The 15980-nt window shown below is 65.4% G+C and carries 23 protein-coding genes and 1 tRNA gene; 9 read left to right on the top strand and 15 right to left on the bottom strand.

Going from position 1 to position 15980, the window contains the following annotated elements; all coding sequences use genetic code 11:
• Window positions 1-121: 121 nt before the first annotated feature.
• Window positions 122-195 (top strand) — tRNA-Cys (locus tag ACQKDV_RS12605).
• A 161-nt stretch (window positions 196-356) separates the two neighbouring features.
• The gene (locus ACQKDV_RS12600; protein ID WP_427784065.1) at window positions 357-1472 is read left to right on the top strand and encodes a site-specific integrase; all 1116 of its coding nucleotides are present in this window, start codon (window positions 357-359) and stop codon (window positions 1470-1472) included.
• Here ACQKDV_RS12600 and ACQKDV_RS12595 read toward each other — a convergent pair.
• From ACQKDV_RS12595 to ACQKDV_RS12535, 13 genes are all read right to left on the bottom strand, one after another.
• Window positions 1460-1786, bottom strand: a complete 327-nt coding sequence (locus ACQKDV_RS12595; RefSeq protein WP_427784064.1) for a hypothetical protein — start codon at window positions 1784-1786, stop codon at window positions 1460-1462. The genes ACQKDV_RS12600 and ACQKDV_RS12595 overlap by 13 nt on opposite strands.
• Window positions 1787-2009: 223 nt before the next feature.
• Entirely contained in the window at window positions 2010-2345 is a 336-nt protein-coding gene (locus tag ACQKDV_RS12590; RefSeq protein WP_427784063.1) for a helix-turn-helix domain-containing protein, read from the bottom strand.
• Window positions 2342-4423, bottom strand: a complete 2082-nt coding sequence (locus ACQKDV_RS12585) for a DNA cytosine methyltransferase (protein ID WP_427784062.1) — start codon at window positions 4421-4423, stop codon at window positions 2342-2344. Before ACQKDV_RS12585 ends, ACQKDV_RS12590 begins: the two co-directional genes overlap by 4 nt.
• Window positions 4416-4826, bottom strand: a complete 411-nt coding sequence (locus ACQKDV_RS12580; protein ID WP_427784061.1) for a hypothetical protein — start codon at window positions 4824-4826, stop codon at window positions 4416-4418. The genes ACQKDV_RS12585 and ACQKDV_RS12580 overlap by 8 nt, the downstream gene beginning before the upstream one ends.
• The gene (locus ACQKDV_RS12575; RefSeq protein ID WP_427784060.1) at window positions 4823-5530 is read right to left on the bottom strand and encodes a hypothetical protein; all 708 of its coding nucleotides are present in this window, start codon (window positions 5528-5530) and stop codon (window positions 4823-4825) included. The genes ACQKDV_RS12580 and ACQKDV_RS12575 overlap by 4 nt, the downstream gene beginning before the upstream one ends.
• An 11-nt stretch (window positions 5531-5541) precedes the next feature.
• Window positions 5542-5919, bottom strand: a complete 378-nt coding sequence (locus ACQKDV_RS12570; protein ID WP_427784059.1) for a hypothetical protein — start codon at window positions 5917-5919, stop codon at window positions 5542-5544.
• A gap of 5 nt (window positions 5920-5924) precedes the next feature.
• Window positions 5925-6428 (bottom strand): hypothetical protein, encoded by a 504-nt coding sequence (locus tag ACQKDV_RS12565; protein WP_427784058.1) that lies wholly within the window; start codon window positions 6426-6428, stop codon window positions 5925-5927.
• A complete protein-coding gene (locus ACQKDV_RS12560) occupies window positions 6425-6664 on the bottom strand; it encodes a hypothetical protein (RefSeq protein ID WP_116862910.1) in 240 nt (79 codons plus the stop codon). The genes ACQKDV_RS12565 and ACQKDV_RS12560 overlap by 4 nt, the downstream gene beginning before the upstream one ends.
• Window positions 6661-6987, bottom strand: coding sequence for a hypothetical protein (locus ACQKDV_RS12555; protein WP_427784057.1), 327 nt, complete (start codon window positions 6985-6987; stop codon window positions 6661-6663). The genes ACQKDV_RS12560 and ACQKDV_RS12555 overlap by 4 nt, the downstream gene beginning before the upstream one ends.
• Window positions 6984-7256 (bottom strand): hypothetical protein, encoded by a 273-nt coding sequence (locus tag ACQKDV_RS12550; RefSeq protein WP_427784056.1) that lies wholly within the window; start codon window positions 7254-7256, stop codon window positions 6984-6986. Before ACQKDV_RS12550 ends, ACQKDV_RS12555 begins: the two co-directional genes overlap by 4 nt.
• 14 nt (window positions 7257-7270) lie before the next feature.
• Window positions 7271-7591: a hypothetical protein gene (locus ACQKDV_RS12545; RefSeq protein WP_427784055.1), complete on the bottom strand. Its 321-nt coding sequence runs from the start codon at window positions 7589-7591 to the stop codon at window positions 7271-7273.
• A gap of 148 nt (window positions 7592-7739) precedes the next feature.
• The gene (locus ACQKDV_RS12540; protein WP_427784054.1) at window positions 7740-8033 is read right to left on the bottom strand and encodes a hypothetical protein; all 294 of its coding nucleotides are present in this window, start codon (window positions 8031-8033) and stop codon (window positions 7740-7742) included.
• Entirely contained in the window at window positions 8030-8254 is a 225-nt protein-coding gene (locus tag ACQKDV_RS12535; RefSeq protein WP_427784053.1) for a hypothetical protein, read from the bottom strand. Before ACQKDV_RS12535 ends, ACQKDV_RS12540 begins: the two co-directional genes overlap by 4 nt.
• A 248-nt stretch (window positions 8255-8502) precedes the next feature.
• Here ACQKDV_RS12535 and ACQKDV_RS12530 point away from each other — a divergent pair, with 248 nt between their 5' ends.
• Complete coding sequence (locus ACQKDV_RS12530; protein WP_427784052.1) at window positions 8503-9039, top strand: DUF4124 domain-containing protein; 537 nt, start codon at window positions 8503-8505, stop codon at window positions 9037-9039.
• A 42-nt stretch (window positions 9040-9081) separates the two neighbouring features.
• On the opposite strand, the gene ACQKDV_RS12525 is transcribed toward ACQKDV_RS12530, so the two are convergent.
• Window positions 9082-9396: a hypothetical protein gene (locus tag ACQKDV_RS12525; protein WP_427784066.1), complete on the bottom strand. Its 315-nt coding sequence runs from the start codon at window positions 9394-9396 to the stop codon at window positions 9082-9084.
• Complete coding sequence (locus tag ACQKDV_RS12520; protein WP_246161206.1) at window positions 9368-9922, bottom strand: hypothetical protein; 555 nt, start codon at window positions 9920-9922, stop codon at window positions 9368-9370. Before ACQKDV_RS12520 ends, ACQKDV_RS12525 begins: the two co-directional genes overlap by 29 nt.
• A gap of 318 nt (window positions 9923-10240) precedes the next feature.
• Here ACQKDV_RS12520 and ACQKDV_RS12515 point away from each other — a divergent pair, with 318 nt between their 5' ends.
• The 6 genes from ACQKDV_RS12515 to ACQKDV_RS12490 all read left to right on the top strand — a co-directional run.
• Window positions 10241-10450 (top strand): hypothetical protein, encoded by a 210-nt coding sequence (locus ACQKDV_RS12515; RefSeq protein WP_427784051.1) that lies wholly within the window; start codon window positions 10241-10243, stop codon window positions 10448-10450.
• A gap of 47 nt (window positions 10451-10497) precedes the next feature.
• Window positions 10498-10977 (top strand): hypothetical protein, encoded by a 480-nt coding sequence (locus tag ACQKDV_RS12510; RefSeq protein ID WP_427784050.1) that lies wholly within the window; start codon window positions 10498-10500, stop codon window positions 10975-10977.
• Between the two features lie 73 nt (window positions 10978-11050).
• On the top strand, window positions 11051-11209 hold the full coding sequence (locus tag ACQKDV_RS12505) for a hypothetical protein (RefSeq protein WP_427784049.1): 159 nt from the start codon (window positions 11051-11053) through the stop codon (window positions 11207-11209).
• Window positions 11210-11384: 175 nt separating this feature from the next.
• A complete protein-coding gene (locus tag ACQKDV_RS12500; protein WP_427784048.1) occupies window positions 11385-13799 on the top strand; it encodes a DUF5906 domain-containing protein in 2415 nt (804 codons plus the stop codon).
• A gap of 343 nt (window positions 13800-14142) precedes the next feature.
• Window positions 14143-14787, top strand: a complete 645-nt coding sequence (locus tag ACQKDV_RS12495) for a hypothetical protein (RefSeq protein WP_427784047.1) — start codon at window positions 14143-14145, stop codon at window positions 14785-14787.
• Window positions 14784-15980 (top strand): terminase gpA endonuclease subunit (locus ACQKDV_RS12490; protein ID WP_427784046.1); only part of this gene is annotated, 1197 nt, incomplete at its 3' end. The genes ACQKDV_RS12495 and ACQKDV_RS12490, both read left to right, overlap by 4 nt.

Below are 15980 nucleotides of genomic sequence, written 5' to 3'. Positions count from 1 at the left end.
GAGCGCAACCTTGCCAAGGTTGAGGTCGCGAGTTCGAGTCTCGTTTCCCGCTCCATGTTTCGACAGGCCCCATCGCGGGGTTTTGTCATGTCAGGGGCATCGTTCCTGGCCGCAGTACGTTGGCCTCATGGCAGAGTGGCTATGCACCGGATTGCAAATCCGTTTACAGCGGTTCGATTCCGCTTGAGGCCTCCAAATAAACCCCTGATTCGTCAGGGGTTTTTCTTTGTCTGGCGTCTGGTCACGGTCCGCGAAATCCCCTGATTCGGCCATGAAATCATCGGTCTGCCACCCGTTTTCGGGTGGCAAACTCGCGTTAACATGTGTCGAGTGCGTTTACGTGAGTTTGAGCAGGGATGGCAACCAAGCGACGCCGGGGCGATTCCTGGCAGTACACGATCAAACGGGCGGGCCTGCTGCCTCAGCCTGTGTATCTGAGCTTCGCGTCTGAAGCTGAGGGCGACGAATATGTCAGGCGACTGGAGGCGATTCTCGACCGCGGCATCGTGCCAGAGGAGTTGGCCAACACCAAGGCGGCGGCAAAGGATCTACGTAGCCAGGTGAGCGAGTATCGCGGCGCGCAGCACATCTCTGTGGATGATGAGCAGCTGCTGCCGGTCCTGCTGTCGCGGTTGCCCATCGGCATCACGCTTCCGCAGCTCACCTTTACTTGGGCGACCGAATGGGTCACCACGATGAAGCGCGAGCAGAACCTCGCGCCCTCCACCATCCGGCACTACGTAGGGGCGTTGTCGCGGGCTCTCGACTGGCTGGCCGCTCACGGCGCGCTGCCGATGAATCCGTTGCGTCTTCTGCCGCGCGGCTATTCGACGTACACGCCCGACGACAAGGTGGCCGTGGCGAAAATCGAAGGCCACGCGAAGACCGACCAGGAGCGGGATCGCCGGCTGGAAGAGGGCGAGGAAGCTCGCATCCGCGAGATCCTGGCTGGGGCGAAGCCGGAAGGCCGCCAACGGGCGCTGGACCTTCCGCATCGGGATGCGCTGGTGCTGATGTTCGATATGGCGCTGGAGACGGCCATGCGCATGCGGGAGATCTACACGCTGGAGCACAGCCAGATAGACGTTGCGCGCCGCACGATCTTCCTGGACAAGACAAAAAACGGGAGCAAGCGCCAGGTGCCGATGACCTCGGTGCTGCTAGCCAAGCTCGCGGCGTACCAGGGTGACTTTGGCGGGCGGTTGTTTCCCTTCTGGGAGGGAGAGCGGAGCCCGCTGGCACTGCGCCGTGTATCGAGCAAGCTGTCGCGCCAGTTCGAGCGCATCTTCGTTGCAGCGCGTTGTGCGGATCTCGGCTTCCACGATCTGCGTCACGAAGCGACCAGCCGCCTGTATGAAAAGACCACGCTGACGGACATCAAGATCGCGAGCATCACCGGACATCGCGATCCGCGGCAGTTGAAGCGGTACGCCAACCTGCGCGCCTCAGATTTGGCCGATCAGCTCTGGTGATCGGCCTGCTCGTAGGCCCGTAGGTCAGGCGGGCTGATGCGGCGCGCCTTGCCCTTGCGCTTCGCGGTCGTGGCCACTGGAGCGTTGGCGGCGGGCTGGTTGCCGATCGCTGACTTCTTTCGCTCCGCTGCCTGCCGGCGGCCTTCCGAGCGCAGGAAGTCGATCAGATCCTCGCGGAGCATGACGGTGTGCTTCTGATTGAGGCGCACCGCCGGCACTTCACCCTTGTCCACCAGGTCCTTCATTGCCTCCAGGCCGAGGCGCATCATCCTGGCCGCACCTTCAAGGCCCAGGGTGTCGTCAAGTTCGTCCATGGGGTGCTGTCGCTTCGCGCTCAAGAGTCGCTCCTTTCGGCTTCGCGGTAGCGGGAAGGAGACCAATCACAGCTTTCGTCGGCGGGAATATGCCCGAACATTGCTGTGCAACGCCGGCAGTGAACACAATCGCCGCAGGTCTTTCCCTCGGGAAGATCCATATCAGTGCCTGCGCGGCGGTAGGGAGTACGGTCAGCCATCGCGCCGTCTGCCATCGTGGTGCTCATGCGTGCGTCTCCAGGAGGAAGTGGGGGTTGATCTGCCAGCCGGCTTCACGGGCACCGAGCAGGCGCAGCTCGTTGGTGTCGAAATCGTCCAGACCTAGCAGCTTCGCGGCGAGCTCGATGTGGGCCGGCGAGATCGGCCGGTCGCGGTAGAAGAGGTCGTAAACGCTGTGCTTCGAGCAGCCCCACGCGTCGGCAAGGTCCTGCATGCGCTTGCCTTCTTCCACCAGGTGCCGCTTCAGGTGAGCACGCACGCTGTCGACCGACCGGGGAATTCGGATCGGACGGCCGCCGGCGGCCATGCCGTTGTTGGCATGATGGCGACGGGCGCTCATGCCGCCTCCGCCAACGGGGTAGTGGCCGGATACAGGTTAGCCTCAGCCAGTGCGCGCAGCGGCGGCGGGCTGACGCTGTTGCCGACCATGCGCACCTGCGCGGTCGTCTTGAGCGGCGTGCCATCGGAGGTGCGATCGATGATGTAGCCGGTAGGGAATCCCTGGGCGCGGTACAGCTCATGCGGCTTGAGCATGCGCAGGCCGATATCCACGATCACGTGCGGCACGCCCTGGATGTGGACGGTGACCAAGGCCAGGCGGTCCTTGGTGGTGATGGTGTCCACCGGGTCGTGCAGATCGACCGCGATGCCGCTGCCGTAGTACTTCACCAGGAAGGCGGCGACGCGCAGCGCACCGGCCTCCTGCTCGGGCGACAGCTGGGCCAGTTCGGCCTCGGCCATGGCGTGCCCGCCGTTGCCGCTCGCAGTGACCGTGCCGACGGGAGTGCGCGCATCCTTGCTGCCGATGCCCCAGCGCTGGACACCGCCCGGCTTACCTTCGCCGTGTGCAGCCTGGACCATGAAGGCGCTAGAGACGGCATGGTGCTCGGCCTGCGCCGCCACAGTGGTTAGCGGCGTCCGCGCATCGGCACCGACCATGTTCCGGCGCAGAGTGACCAGCGATGCAGCAGCCACGCCGAGGGCATGCGCGGCGCCGGCCGGTCGCGCGGCCCCAGCACCAGACGTGATCGTCGGCACCGGCTCGGTGGCGGGCGTACCGATGCTGTCGCCACGGAACTTCACCAGGTGGGCTGCTGCCACAGCATGCTTCACGCCTCCGGCAACCACCGTACCCAGCGGCTGCTGCAGGTCGAGCGCGCGCGGCGCCTGGCCCTCGCGCTCTCCGTAGCCGGTCTGCACCAGCGTCGGTGATACCACGGAGAAGTGGCCACCCTTCACCCCGGCGCAGACCGTGGGCAGCGGCTCGTCGGCCGCCATCGTTCGCTGGCGGCTGGCATTGGCGTGCTCAGTGAGGAACGGTGCCAGCCCCGGGGCAGCCAGCATCAGCTCGCCCCGGTTGGCGGCGGTGATGGTGCGCATGGGATCACGCACGTCGTGGACGCGGTCGCCGCCCTGGTGCGTCACCGGCACGATGAACGGATCTGCCGATGCGATGACGTGGCGCATGACACCCTTGGCGATGCGACGCATGGTGGCATCGGCAAGAGCCTTGCCGCGGGTGAAGATGGAGGGGCAGGGGATGGAAAAGTCCAGGCAGTCGGCGGCGGTGACGCGGGGCGTCTGCCCAGGAGCAGAGCCATGGCTCTGCTCTGGCCACACGATGGCTTCGCCATCGCGGCGCGCGAGCAGGAACAGACGTTCGCGGCTGGTGCCGGCACCGTAGTCACTGGCCACCAGCTTCTGCCACTCGACCACGTAGCCGAGTGCTCGCAGCGCGGCCACGAACTGCTGCCAAGTGCGTCCGCTGTAGCGTTTGTCCGGAACCAGCGCCTGGCGCTCCACGGGCACATGCTCGCCCTTATCCGCAACCCGGTTGACCATCACCGGTCTGCCTCTGCGGAACAGCGGTTGCCCCGTTTCTTCGTGCAGGGCCTGCACCAGGTCCAGTGTGACAACCCGGCCAGTGGCCTTGCAGCGTTTGGCCACCAGCGGACCCCACGTGAGTATCTGCCAGACGTTCTCCATGGAGATGATGCGCGGCGCGGTGTTGGTGCCGTGCAGGCGATCAGCACGAAGCAGTTGGCCAACCCACTTCAACACCACCCACGACAGGGCGCGGGTTTTCCGGCTGCGCGGCTGGCCGCCCTTGGCCTGACTGAAATGGGTGCAGTCCGGGGAGGCATGGAACCAGCCGATGGGGCGGCCGGCCACGTCCACGCGCGGGTCGGCGTGCCAGATATCCTCGCGGTGGTGCTGGGTGAGCGGGTGGTTCGCAGCGTGCATGCCGATGGCCAGCTCGTCGTGGTTGTAGGCCAGGGCGGGATCGATGCCGAGGGCCTGCTTTAGGCCTTCGCTGGCGCCGCCGCCGCCGGCGAACAGGTCGACCACGATTTCGCCTGGGCGCAGGCGGGAGCGCTGCGGCGCGGGGAAGTTGAAGGAACGGGAGCCGTCAGCCATTGCGCGCGGCCTGGCTGTCGAGCATCAGCTGCCTGGCATAGGAGCTGACTGCATCACGCTTGCGCTGGCTCAGCGCAGGTGCGTGGACGCACAAAGCTCTGTGGACTGCCTCGGTAAACTCTTCCGCTCGCGACTGTGACCAGGTGGCGGCATCTTTCCTGAGTGCTCTCGGTTCGGCAAACCACTGCCGGATGCTGTCTGCCACGGATTGTGGGTCCGCAACACTGCCGCCTGGCACGCAGACGGCAAGCATTGCTTCAACGTCAAACCTCACGGGGCTCAAGGTGTTCGCCTTCACCGCCTCAGCCAGTTCCATGAGGGTCAGGCCAGGCTGACCGAACAGGGCCTCGCCGATCTGCGCGACCAGGCGCTGGGCTGCGCCATCGGCCATCGTGGTGTTCATGCGCGGGCCCCCATCGTTTCGAGAGCAGCGATAGCCAAGGGGCGCACGAACCACGCGGCGAGGCCATCCTCCGTCTCGCCCAGCCACACCAGGCGCCAGTCCGCGCCCGGGGATTCGGGGTCCCAGTCGATCATCTGCTGGATGTTGGCGTACACACCGGTCCCGACCGATTCCTCCTCGAATTCGGCCTCGACCACGACCAGGTCGAAACCCTGGGCGTAGAACAGCGGCAGGAGGGACGATTCGCGGCCGTCAGGCCACGCAGGCACGTCCGGGTGGCACAGCACTTCGCCGTAGCTGTCGCGTGACGGCAGTCGGGCGGGGTCATACAGCCCGCGCCAAGGATCTGCCGGATCAATGCCGGTGCCATCCTGGCCGCGCACCAGCTGCAGCAGCTGCGCGGCGTGCGCCAGCCGGGCCTTGGTGGTATCGCACAGCGGCGTGTCGCCCTCCTGGAAGCTGCTGCGGAGCGAGGCGTACCACGCGGCAACCGGCGCCTCGAACACGCGCAGATCCTGCACGCGCGGCAGACGGGCATACAGGTCGAGCAGCGCGGTCGAGGCCTGAGCCAGAGGGACCGCCTTTGCAGCATTTGGAATCCAGACCGCCTCGACGGCGATTGCTTCCAAGGTGCGGACGGCATCGCGCAGCACAGGGCATGCGTAGGCGATGGGGAGTTCTTTCGTCTGTTGGGTCGCGGTCATTGGTGTGCCTGCTAGAAGTCGACGTCGGTGTTGACGAATGCGCCGCCCAGCGGCGCGGGGGTGGGTTCTGCTGCAGCGCCAGCCGGGCGAGAGGGAATCGGCCCGGCGCGGCGGTACCGGCGGTGCGGATCGGCGGCGTACCTGCCATCGTTCAAGCGGATCACCTGGTACTGCGGAAACGCGTCCGCCGGCAGGTAGGTCCTGGCTTCCGCAATGAGGCTGACGTAGCGCTCCTGCCACTCCGCTGGCATCGACTGCAGGGTGCGCCGGGGCACTACGAAGTACGCCGCGCGGGACTGCCCGAACGCCTGGTGTGCCGGGCCGGTGGCGTACAGCACTTTCCTGGCCGTTGCAGCGTCGGTGGAGTGATCTGTGGAAGGGGCGCTCATTGAAGTCATTCCGGGTTTTGGACGGGCAGGCGATCCATGTAGCCGCCATGGTTGGCCGCATGGCGGCTCAGCGTGGGACGCAGAGGCGTGGTACCCAGCTGCTCGATAACGCCGCCCTTTGCGCAGAAAGCGGCGAGATCCTCGGCCAGCTGGTCGCGCTCGTAATCCTTGTGCCGAACGGTGGTTGATGCGTCACTCGCGCGGCCGTTCTCGGGGAGTGCTGTGACCAAGGCGCGGAACGTCCGGCGTTCGCGGGGCTCAGCCCCGCGCAGCGGGGCGATCGCGTGCTGAACGTGGCCCGCGAGGCGCCAGATCCCGATGCGGCCGGAGCGCGCGCAGGTGGCCTGGCCGCTGCGTGCCAGACCGGTCAGCGTGTGGCTGATGACGTGGCTCGACTCGTTGATGCGCCCGATGGTCCTCAGCTGCTCAATCGTTGCGCCCTGTGGGAACTGCGCGAGGGCTTTGCGCACCAGGTCGGCGCGGCCGGTGTGCTGGGCGGAAGTACTCATGCGCGCGCACCTGCAACCATCTGGCGCATCGCGCTGCCCAGGTGCAGCACGCGGGACGACTGATGCGCGACTGCGTCGGCGTTGTTGGTCAGCACCAGCGTGTCGTCCAGCGGGTAGGCGGTGTGCCCGTCCCAGTCGTCCAGCACGTCCTTCATGCCAAAGTGCTCGCGCAGCTCCTGCGCGTTGGCGGTTTTGCCGCATCGTTGCGGCCCATAGATCACGACAGAGCGGCTCATGCGTGGATTCCTTTCGTGGCGCGCGTAGCGCGGTTGTTGGGCGAGATCGGCCTGACGCGAACGCCCTGCCGGTCGAGCCAGCGGTGTGCGGCCTGAGCGGCCAGACGGTTGAGGGGGAAGGTCGTGCCGCCCAGGCGCAGCGAGTTGTGCGATACCCCCACGCTCCGGCTGGCGCTGGCGGCGAGCTGCATGAGCGATTCGCGGGGCGCGGCGGTGTACAGCCCAGCCCAGATCCAGCCCTGGCACACCATCAGCACCAGCGATTCGCCCTGGTGGCCGGTGGCGAACTGCTGCTCGACCGGAAGGGTTGCTGCGGCGCTCATGCGGAGAGCGCCAAGGCGCGGGCCTTGGCAACTTCGGCCTCGGCAGCAGCGAGGCCGGCGGCGGTCAAGGTCGCGGTGCGCGGCAGCTGCGGGTCGTCGTAGCGCATCAGCACACGCTCATCCAGCCAGTTCATGACGCGGCGGGTGAAAACCTTCTCCGGGCGGTTGTTGGGCGCGAAGCCTGCGCGGGTGCGGTGCAGTGCGTGGTCAGAGGCGGCATGCGCTGCCAGCAGCGCGGCGCGTTCTTTCGGCTTGAGGGCGGCGGCCATGGCGTGTCTCCTGGTCAGGCTGCGATTGAGGTGGAAGGGGCGGCGGAGGCGAGTTCGGCCAACACTTCGCCGCGGTGGCGGGCGAGGTGGGAGATCGGAATGCGGTAGTGCGCCAAGGTGGGGTCGGTCCAGCGCAGCTCGGCCAACGCTGCGCGGTCGTAAGGCACAGGCCGGGTGGCCATGCCGCAGCGGTGGCACTCGATGTGGACCAGGTCGGGGCAGGCCGTCCCCAGGCGGTGCCCGGTGGGCGCGCCGCTGGTAGTGACGATCTGTGGCCGGTGGCCGTGGCCACAGGAGGGAACCGATGCAGGCAGTGGGCGTGAGGTCTGGCGCATGGTCAGCCCCTCATCGAACTGCTGGCGGACCAGCGGGACTTCGCGGGGTCGCGGTCGGCGTGAGCGTCATGGATCTCGGCGACACGCAGGGGAACGACCACGGCGGCAAGTAGCGCAACTGCAAGCCAGGTGATGCGGAGACGGCGGCTCACGCTGCACCGCCTTCGACGTGCTCGCCCAAGAAGGATCTGAGCTTTGATGCCAGCTCTGTGGAAAGCTCGAAAGCAGCTTTTCCGAGCCACAGCTTGGGTGCGCTGCTGGTATCGCCGGGATCGAGTTCCGGAAGCTGGTTGGGCTCCCCGAGTATCAGCACGATGGATCGGAACTTCGCTCGCTTCTCCTCGGACTTGAAGAGATGGATAGCCCATAGGTCAGCGGAGTAGCGATTCACTGACAGCGTTGCGTCGAAGCATGGCGCGATGAACTGAGTCGACGTCTTCATGCTCGCACCTCGGCCGACATATCCCGCGAGCAGGCTTCCAGCCGAAGGCTCGCAACCCCCATGCGACGCGAACGGCGCAGCTGGTTGCGGCTGTGCTCGCCCTTGCTGCGGGTCCACAGAGTCCGGGCGGTGCTGTGATCGCGGGCCGCCAGCGCCAGCAGGGCCTTGACGGCCAGCAGTGGCAGCAGGGTTGGGCTCGGATCGGCGTGGCTATGAGACATGGCGCGCTCCTGGTTAAGAGAGAGCGCCAGCGGGTCATCAGCCGTGGGGAGCGGCAGCGGCAGGGAGGGGAGGCCCGGGCCGCTTGGCGACCCGCTGGTCGCCCGCCGGTAGGTTGCCGGCGGAGCAATTTATCCCACAGCTAAATTCGCAATGCAATAGCTCGCAGCTAAATTTGTCTTCGAGGGCTGAAAAAGGGCTGGGTAGTCGGGATAATTCCAAGGCACACAAGGGGGCCAAGGAGGCCGCAATGTTCGGCAGGGTAGTGGTGTTAGGAGTTGCGCTTGCGGTTTCGCCTTGGGCTTCCGCCGATGTGTTCAAGTGCAAAGGGGCAAATGGCGAGACGGTTTACTCGCAAGACCCGTGTTCTGCAGGGGCGGCACCGATGAAGCTGCGTTCCAACCGGGCGTCAACTGAGAGTGCAGGCGAAGCGGCAAATCGCGCCGCTGTGTATCAGACGACAGAGCTTGCAGATGCAGGTATCGCCGAAAGGAACTGTCTGTCTTCGGAGCAGAGCAGGATCTACGGCCCGGTGAATGCTCGGGGGCAGGATGTGTCACGCCAGCTCGCTGCACTTAACCGTGACTTGGCCAAGGCCAGCAACAATCTGGCTGGCGCCACCTACGAGGCTGGAATCCGGTCCCAGATAGCAAGCCTGCACCAGTCGCAGACGGCGGACAGAACTTCTGCCGACACCCAAATGGCGGAAGCCAGGAGGCGATGTGCTGATGCTCGTAGTGAGCGTGAGCGCGCCACGCGGGAGAAGTACTCAGCTGGCGGCAAGTGACGGGAGTGGGCGCTGACTGCGCCCACTTGTTGCAGCTCCACGTCAAGCGTCTTGAATGGAAACGTCCCTAATGAAGCCCGCTTCATCTAAGGGGACGCCTTCCATGCAGCATTCCCTGGCAGCCTCCATTTCCCGATGCAGCTGCACCAGCGCATCGTTTTCCAGGCAGTCGATGCCAGGCGTGTTGAACGTTGCCTGGTCGATCAAGCAGCCCAGGTTGTAGTGATCGCGCAGCCAGCGGATGCGGCGGAGGATGCTGTCTCGCGTCACGTTATCGATGGTTGATGGCTTCGGCGCTGCGACTACGCGCAGCTTGGGCTTCTGCCCATCACGCCTTGCGACGCGCTGCGCGATCACCTGCGCCAATGCCTCGAGTGTCCCCGCGGCCGGGGGCTCCTTCTTCTGGTTCTCCATCCTTCTCCCTGAGCCTTTGCGCAAGCGCCTTGCTGAAATCGATCAGGTTGTCAGGGGTTACCGTCGCCTCGCCTCGGTGATAGAGGTACTCGTAGGCATAAGCCAGTGGCGTACCGTCGTCCTCATTGCTGAAGTCATCAATTCCAAGGTTAGCGAAGGTGAGCCTGACGAGCCTGATCGCGGAGGCGATGATCTCAGGGTCGATTCGCAAATCCTGAGAACCAGCAGCAGCTGCATCGACAGCAGCATCTTCAGACCTGGGTTGATCCAACCAACCATGTGACAGCCCCGCTGACCGTTCGATCTTGCGCGCGGCGTCATCGCCCAGCTTCTTCCCGCTCAACAGCTGGTTGAGGTAGGAGGGGGCCATATCCAGGTGGATGGCGATCGCCTTCTGAGTTCCCAGCTGGGGTTTCAGCGTGGCGACCAGCGCCTGAAGGTTGAGGTGTCTAGCGGTGATGGCATCCATGCGGGAAGCGTAGCTAGTAGCTAAACAGCGTTGTTTCGCCGCCAGCTTGACAACAGGGTTTAGCTGCGGGCTAAATACTAGCCCTATGGACCTACTCACCTTCATTTCGGACCCCGAACGTAAGCGGCGCCTCGCTGCCCTGACCGGCAGTTCTGAGGGATACCTGTGGCAGTGCGCGACCGGATGGAGGAACAAGAAGCCCAGTCCGATCCTGGCACGAAAGATTCAGGAGGCATCCGTTGAGATCGGCGGCGAGCTCGGATGCGAGCCGTTGGCCCTGGCCGCAATCCGCCCTGACATCTGGCCGGCTGAGACGGCATGAAGTGCTCTGCCTACATGGGCCTGACGCGCCGGGGCGAACAGGACCGCGACCACGCCACCGATGCCGGATGCGGCGTCGTAGGAGCGAAGAGCGGTGAAGTGCATGCACTGCGGGAAGCTGATGATCTCTGCCATGGCGCCAATGTTGCGCCGGCTGCTGCCAGCCTTCCCACGCTGATCGATGGCGCGTTTCAGGGGGAAGCATGACTTGCCTCCGCTCTGACCTTTACTGGCGGGATGCGCTGCATAACGCAGTGACCCGCGCCCCAGGTGGCCTGCAGGATGCCGCCGCACACATCAGCAAGCGCCGGGGCAAGTCGATCTCGGCCGAAACCCTGCGCAAGAAACTGCGGGGCGTCGATGGTGAGTCTATCTCCATGGAGATGGCCGAGATCCTGACGGACTACCTGCAGCAGTTCGTGGTCACGCAGGAGAGTGCCACCGACTGGGTGTGCTCCCTCGCAGGGCAGTACGACCTGATGGTCGACTATGTTCCGCCGCCGCCCGAGGGTGGTTGGCCCAACGAGCTGGCCGCAATCCAGGCGAAGCTGCTGGAGCTGCACAAGCTGACAGGCGCGCTGGCCGGTGCAGGCATCGACGCGCTGGCTGACCAGCGCCTCACCGTCCCCGAGGCGGATCGAATCCAGGACCTGTCGCGCGATGTGCGCAGGCTCTGCTACCGCCTGGAGCGCAACGCCTGCCGTGCTGCTGGGCAGCAGGGGATGGAGGACTGACGTGGCAACCCACCACGCCTATCGATCCCGATATCGACGGCGTGGCATAGCCAGTGCGTCTGCACGACAGGCGATGGAACTGGCGGCCCTGGCGCTGACTGATGCGGTGCCCGGGTTGGTAGGTGAAGAAGCGTTGGCAGAGCGCGAGCGCATCCGCCAGCGACAAGAGCAGCTAGACAACCGGCAGCACAGCCTGCCTTTGGAGAACCCTGATGTATCACGCAAGCATTGATTCGGCCCCATCCCCCCGGGTGGCTCGTGAAACGCCGCGTGCTGCCCGCGCTACTGAATCCGCCCTGGCATTGCGAGCCATTCGCGATACCAGCGATGGGTCCTCCCTGGCTTTGGCGAACGCGGGTAATCAGACGCGCAATCGCTGGGTAGATAGCGGGCCGGGAAACTACTGAATGTCTGAGAACTATGGGGATGTGCTGCAGCAGCTGCAGTCCGCCGGCCTTCTGGTCACCGATCTGGACACCAGCGGACGCATGGTCCGCTGCCGCGTCGAGGGCTCACGCGAGCGCCGCGGCTGGTATGCGCTCCACGAACTGAATACCTCGGCCGGCGAAGTGCTGGTCGTAGGCACGTACGGTGTCTGGCAAGGCAACGAGAACGGGGCAACGAAGGTTGATCTGCGCAAGCGCGACAAGACCTTCTCCGAGGAACAGCGCGAAGCGCTGCGCAACCGGCTGGCCGAGGATCGGCGCAGGGCGGAGGCCGCTCGGCAGACCCAAGCGAAGCGCGCGGCCGAACGGGCGTCGTCGGCCTGGGCTAAGGCCAACGCCGTTGGCGAGGCTGACTACCTGGTCAGCAAGGGCGTGCAGGGTTTCGGCCTGCGCTATGGCACCACGGGCGCCGCACTGGTCCCGCTGCTGGACGTCAACGGCCAGGTGCATGGCTTGCAGGTGCTGCGCAGCGCGAGACTGGCGGCGGAAGGGCGCAAGCCCGCCAAGGAATACTGGCCGGCCGGCATGGTCAAGAAGGGCCACTTCCATCTGATCGGTGGAAGCCCGCAGTGGATCCTGCTGGTGGCCGAGGGCTATGCCACGGCGGCCACACTGCACATGGCGACGGGCTACCCGGTGGCCGTGGCGTTCGATGCTGGCAACATGCTGGCCGTCGCCTCGGCCCTGGCGAAGCGCTATCGCGGCATCAAGATGCTGCTGTGCGCCGACGACGACGTGTTGCAGAAGTGCCGGCACTGCAAGAGCCGCCTGGTGTTGGCCGAGCATCCGCAGTTCTGCCCATCGTGCGCGCAGCCGCATGGCGCGTCGAATGCCGGCCTGCTCGGCGCCGAAGCCGCAGCGCTGGACGTGGGCGGCGCGGTGATGCACCCGGTGTTCGCCGATGAGCCTGCCAGGCGCCAGCGCTTCATCGATACCGGCCGCAAGATCAGCGACTTCAACGATCTGCACGCCCAGGAGGGCCTGCACGTCGTGCGCGCGCAGGTCGAAGCCCGTCTCACGGAGCTGTCTTGGAGGGTGCCTGCAGAAAAACGCGAGCCTTCCATCACCAGCGACGGGGGCGAGGGGACTGATCGCCTTACCCCCATCCACTCGCTGACCGAGCTGCTCGAGCGCTTCGCGCTGGTCTATGGGCAGGGCGGCACGGTGTTCGACCACAAGGAACACATGCTGGTTGCGCTGGGCGACATGCGCGATGCCTGCGTGCGCAAGGAACTGCACCGTGCGTGGATGGAGCATTCGGATCGGTCCATCGTGCGTGTCCGCGAGGTCGACTTCGACCCCTCGGGCGAGAAGCCCGGGGTGACCTGTAATCTCTTTGCCGGTTGGCCGACCGTACCGCAAGAGGGCAACTGCGACCGGCTGCTGCAGCTGCTCTGGCACATGTGCGGGAACGAGGCCAACCAGAAGGCGCTGTACGACTGGGTGGTCAAGTGGCTTGCGTACCCGCTGCAGCATCCGGGCGCCAAAATGAAATCGACCATCGTCATCCATGGTCCCCAGGGCACCGGCAAGAACATGTTCTTCGATGAGTACATGAAGCTCTACGGTGAGTATGGGCGCGTGCTTGACCAGGCCGCCCTGGAAGACAAGTTCAACGACTGGGCAAGCCGCAAACTGTTCCTGCTGGCCGACGAAGTGGTTGCACGCACCGAGGTCTACCACCTCAAGAACAAGCTCAAGGCCCTGATCACGGGTGACCGCATCCGCATCAACCCGAAGAACATCCAGGCCTACGAGGAAGACAACCACGCCAACCTGGTGTTCCTCTCAAACGAGGCGATGCCGGTCGTGCTGGAAGAGGATGACCGGCGCCACGCGGTGATCTGGACCCCGGACAAGCTGAGCTCGGAGTTCTACAGCGAGGTGATGGCCGATATCCGCAACGGCGCAACGGCAGCGCTGCACCACTACCTGCTGCAGGTTGACCTGACCGGCTTCACCAACGGCACCAACCCGCCGATGACGCAGGCGAAGGAAGAGCTGATCGGCCTGAGCCAGGACAGCCCCCAGCGGTTCCTGGACGAGCTCTACGGCGATGACATTCCGGGGCTGAAACCCATGCCGGCGCTCTCGAAGGAGTGGTACGAGGTCTACAAGGCCTGGTGCGCACGCGAAGGCATGCCACGCCCGGCGCCGTCACCAAAGTTCATCAACGCGCTGGTGCGCAAGCGCCAGATCGTCCATCCCGACCGGGCGCGGAAGCGCTACCAGATCGAGCAGACCGTGAACGGGCCGCATGGCTTCCTGATGCTGGGCGATTGCACGGTGCCTGACGGCAAGACAGAGGCGGCATGGCTGGGCGACCAGGTCGTGTCATTCCGCCGCATGTACTCCGACTACAAGGGGCGTGCGTGATCACTATGCCCATCGATGTGCGGCGTGTGCGGGATGTGCGGGCATGTGTGCGGGCATTGAATTGCCCTGAATCGCTTGCAGCAGTAGGCGTGTGCGGGACGTGCGGGCATCGGCCTACATGGGCGGGCGCGGGCGCGAACGGGTATCGCAACGCCACGCCGCAGTGCGGCTCGCGTGCGTATATGGGTGACCGCACATCCCGCACACGCCGCACACGCCTTGTGCTGCGCGGATTCAGCGGCTATCGCATCCCGCACACACCGCCGCACAGCCCGCACATGCTCGCGCGCGCGCGTTTTTCCGCTTTAACGATCTTCGAAGGAATTGGAGAAGGGGGGTAGCAATGGCTGAGGAAGACGTGACGATTACTGGCAAGGAGCTGGCCTCGCTGATCGGCTGCAAGCCGTCCTACGTGGTTGAGCTGAGGAAGAAGGGCAGGGTGGTGGTGGGTGAGGGCGGCAAGGGATTCCTGAAGGCCGCCTCTCTGGAGCTTTACGCTCGCACCGCAGACCCGGTCTATGCCGGTGTCGCCCAGCGCCACGCAGATGAGCGCGGTAGCGCGCTGGTGGGGGGCGGGGATGGGGCCAATGCCGTCGACGCCGACATCGATGACGACGAAGAGGACGGCGACGACGACGAAGCCAGGCCCTCACGCGTCGGCCGCCCTCAGACCCCGGACTCCGCACGCAAGGCCAAGGCGCTCGCTGACAAGGCCGAAACCGACGCGCACATGGCCCACATCGCGCTGCAGAAGGAGCTGGGGCTGCTGCTGCCGCGCGCAGACGTTGAGGCGTTCCTAGCTGAGCATGCAACGACGTTCCGGGGTGCGATGGAACGCCTTGCCGACACGCTGGCGCCGCAGCTCGCGGCAACGTTGGATGAGGCCGGGTGCCGGCGGCTGGTCTGGGATGAGGTGAGCCACGCCCTGGAAGAACTGAGCCAGGGCTTCCGCACGTTGGCGGCCAAGGCAGCGGAGGCTGCTGAATGATGGAGGCACAGAGCTGCCTGGCGTCGGTGCTGGCGCGCTCGCTGCAGCCGCGGCGGCCCATGAGCGTGTCGCAGTGGTGCGATGAACACATGCGCTTGTCCACCAAGAGCGGCAGCAAGCCCGGCCGGTGGGTGACGGACCGCAACCCGCCGCTGCGTGAGCCGATGGACAACATGTCCGCCCGCAGCCCGGTGCATGACCAGGTCTGCATGTTCCCGATCCAGTTCGGCAAGAGCCAGCTGGCGACCAATGCCATGGCCTACTGGATGGACTATGCGCCGGGCCCGATGATGTACGCGCTGCCGGGTGAGGTGTCCATGAACAAGTGGATCGCCCAGAAGCTCAACCCGATGATCGAGGTGTGCGCAGCGGTCAAGAAGGCGCTGACCAGCACCGCCAGCCGGGACAGCGCGAACCAGCGCACGTTCAAGGACTTCGCCGGCGGCCAGCTGTTCGTGGAGCACATGGGCAGCCCGCAGCGCCTGAAGTCCTCGACGGTGAAGTACCTTCAGGTGGATGAGATCGATGAGGCGCCGCAGCAGCTCTCCACCGGCGACGACCCGGTGAAGATGCTGGACGGCCGCACATCGTCATTCCCGACCACCTACAAGCGCCAGTACATCAGCACGCCGGGCATCGCCGGACTCAGCCGGATTGCGAAGCTGTATGACAAGAGCGACCAGCGCCGCTATCACGTGCCGTGCCCCCACTGCGGCCATTACCAGGCGCTGCAGTGGAGCGGTCTGGTGTGGTCGCCCGACAAGAGCCACGCGTGGTACGCGTGCTGCGAGTGCGGTGTCGCCATCGAGGAACATTTCAAGACCGACATGATTGCCAACGGGCGCTGGGTGGCGGCCAACCCGGATTCGCCGATTCGCGGCTACACCATCAACTGCCTGTACTACCAGTTCGGGCTGGGTCCGCGCTGGTTGGACCTGGTGAAGGAGTGGCTGGAAGCGCAGGGTGATCCTGCCTCCCTCAAGACCTTCGTGAATGACCGGCTGGCCGAGACGTGGGAAGACCCGTCGATGCGCGCGGTCAAGCACAACGTGATCAAGGATCGTGCCGAGCCGTACGCCCTGCGGCTGGCGCCGCTCGGGGTGCTGGCTGTCACAGTGGGTGTCGATACCCAGGATGGTCGGTTGGCGGTCCACACCATTGGCTGGGGGCGTGGCATGACCGCCTGGACCCTC

This window comes from Stenotrophomonas sp. NPDC077659 (assembly GCF_050268705.1).
Lineage (GTDB): Bacteria > Pseudomonadota > Gammaproteobacteria > Xanthomonadales > Xanthomonadaceae > Stenotrophomonas.
Note: the sequence above shows the minus strand (reverse complement) of the source record. Positions and strands in the feature narration are given on the sequence as shown.

Bases quoted from the DNA above. Each gene is read 5' to 3' on its own strand.
- ACQKDV_RS12515 (WP_427784051.1), top strand. From the start codon at position 10,241: ATGAAGTGCTCTGCCTACATGGGCCTGACGCGCCGGGGCGAACAGGAC.
- ACQKDV_RS12495 (WP_427784047.1), top strand. From the start codon at position 14,143: ATGGCTGAGGAAGACGTGACGATTACTGGCAAGGAGCTGGCCTCGCTG.
- ACQKDV_RS12535 (WP_427784053.1), bottom strand. From the start codon at position 8,254: ATGTCTCATAGCCACGCCGATCCGAGCCCAACCCTGCTGCCACTGCTG.
- ACQKDV_RS12560 (WP_116862910.1), bottom strand. From the start codon at position 6,664: ATGAGCCGCTCTGTCGTGATCTATGGGCCGCAACGATGCGGCAAAACC.
- ACQKDV_RS12530 (WP_427784052.1), top strand. From the start codon at position 8,503: ATGTTCGGCAGGGTAGTGGTGTTAGGAGTTGCGCTTGCGGTTTCGCCT.
- ACQKDV_RS12590 (WP_427784063.1), bottom strand. From the start codon at position 2,345: ATGAGCGCCCGTCGCCATCATGCCAACAACGGCATGGCCGCCGGCGGC.
- ACQKDV_RS12565 (WP_427784058.1), bottom strand. From the start codon at position 6,428: ATGAGTACTTCCGCCCAGCACACCGGCCGCGCCGACCTGGTGCGCAAA.
- ACQKDV_RS12550 (WP_427784056.1), bottom strand. From the start codon at position 7,256: ATGGCCGCCGCCCTCAAGCCGAAAGAACGCGCCGCGCTGCTGGCAGCG.
- ACQKDV_RS12585 (WP_427784062.1), bottom strand. From the start codon at position 4,423: ATGGCTGACGGCTCCCGTTCCTTCAACTTCCCCGCGCCGCAGCGCTCC.
- ACQKDV_RS12600 (WP_427784065.1), top strand. From the start codon at position 357: ATGGCAACCAAGCGACGCCGGGGCGATTCCTGGCAGTACACGATCAAA.
- ACQKDV_RS12575 (WP_427784060.1), bottom strand. From the start codon at position 5,530: ATGACCGCGACCCAACAGACGAAAGAACTCCCCATCGCCTACGCATGC.
- ACQKDV_RS12595 (WP_427784064.1), bottom strand. From the start codon at position 1,786: ATGGACGAACTTGACGACACCCTGGGCCTTGAAGGTGCGGCCAGGATG.
- ACQKDV_RS12545 (WP_427784055.1), bottom strand. From the start codon at position 7,591: ATGCGCCAGACCTCACGCCCACTGCCTGCATCGGTTCCCTCCTGTGGC.
- ACQKDV_RS12580 (WP_427784061.1), bottom strand. From the start codon at position 4,826: ATGAACACCACGATGGCCGATGGCGCAGCCCAGCGCCTGGTCGCGCAG.
- ACQKDV_RS12555 (WP_427784057.1), bottom strand. From the start codon at position 6,987: ATGAGCGCCGCAGCAACCCTTCCGGTCGAGCAGCAGTTCGCCACCGGC.
- ACQKDV_RS12505 (WP_427784049.1), top strand. From the start codon at position 11,051: ATGGAACTGGCGGCCCTGGCGCTGACTGATGCGGTGCCCGGGTTGGTA.
- ACQKDV_RS12570 (WP_427784059.1), bottom strand. From the start codon at position 5,919: ATGAGCGCCCCTTCCACAGATCACTCCACCGACGCTGCAACGGCCAGG.
- ACQKDV_RS12500 (WP_427784048.1), top strand. From the start codon at position 11,385: ATGTCTGAGAACTATGGGGATGTGCTGCAGCAGCTGCAGTCCGCCGGC.
- ACQKDV_RS12520 (WP_246161206.1), bottom strand. From the start codon at position 9,922: ATGGATGCCATCACCGCTAGACACCTCAACCTTCAGGCGCTGGTCGCC.
- ACQKDV_RS12540 (WP_427784054.1), bottom strand. From the start codon at position 8,033: ATGAAGACGTCGACTCAGTTCATCGCGCCATGCTTCGACGCAACGCTG.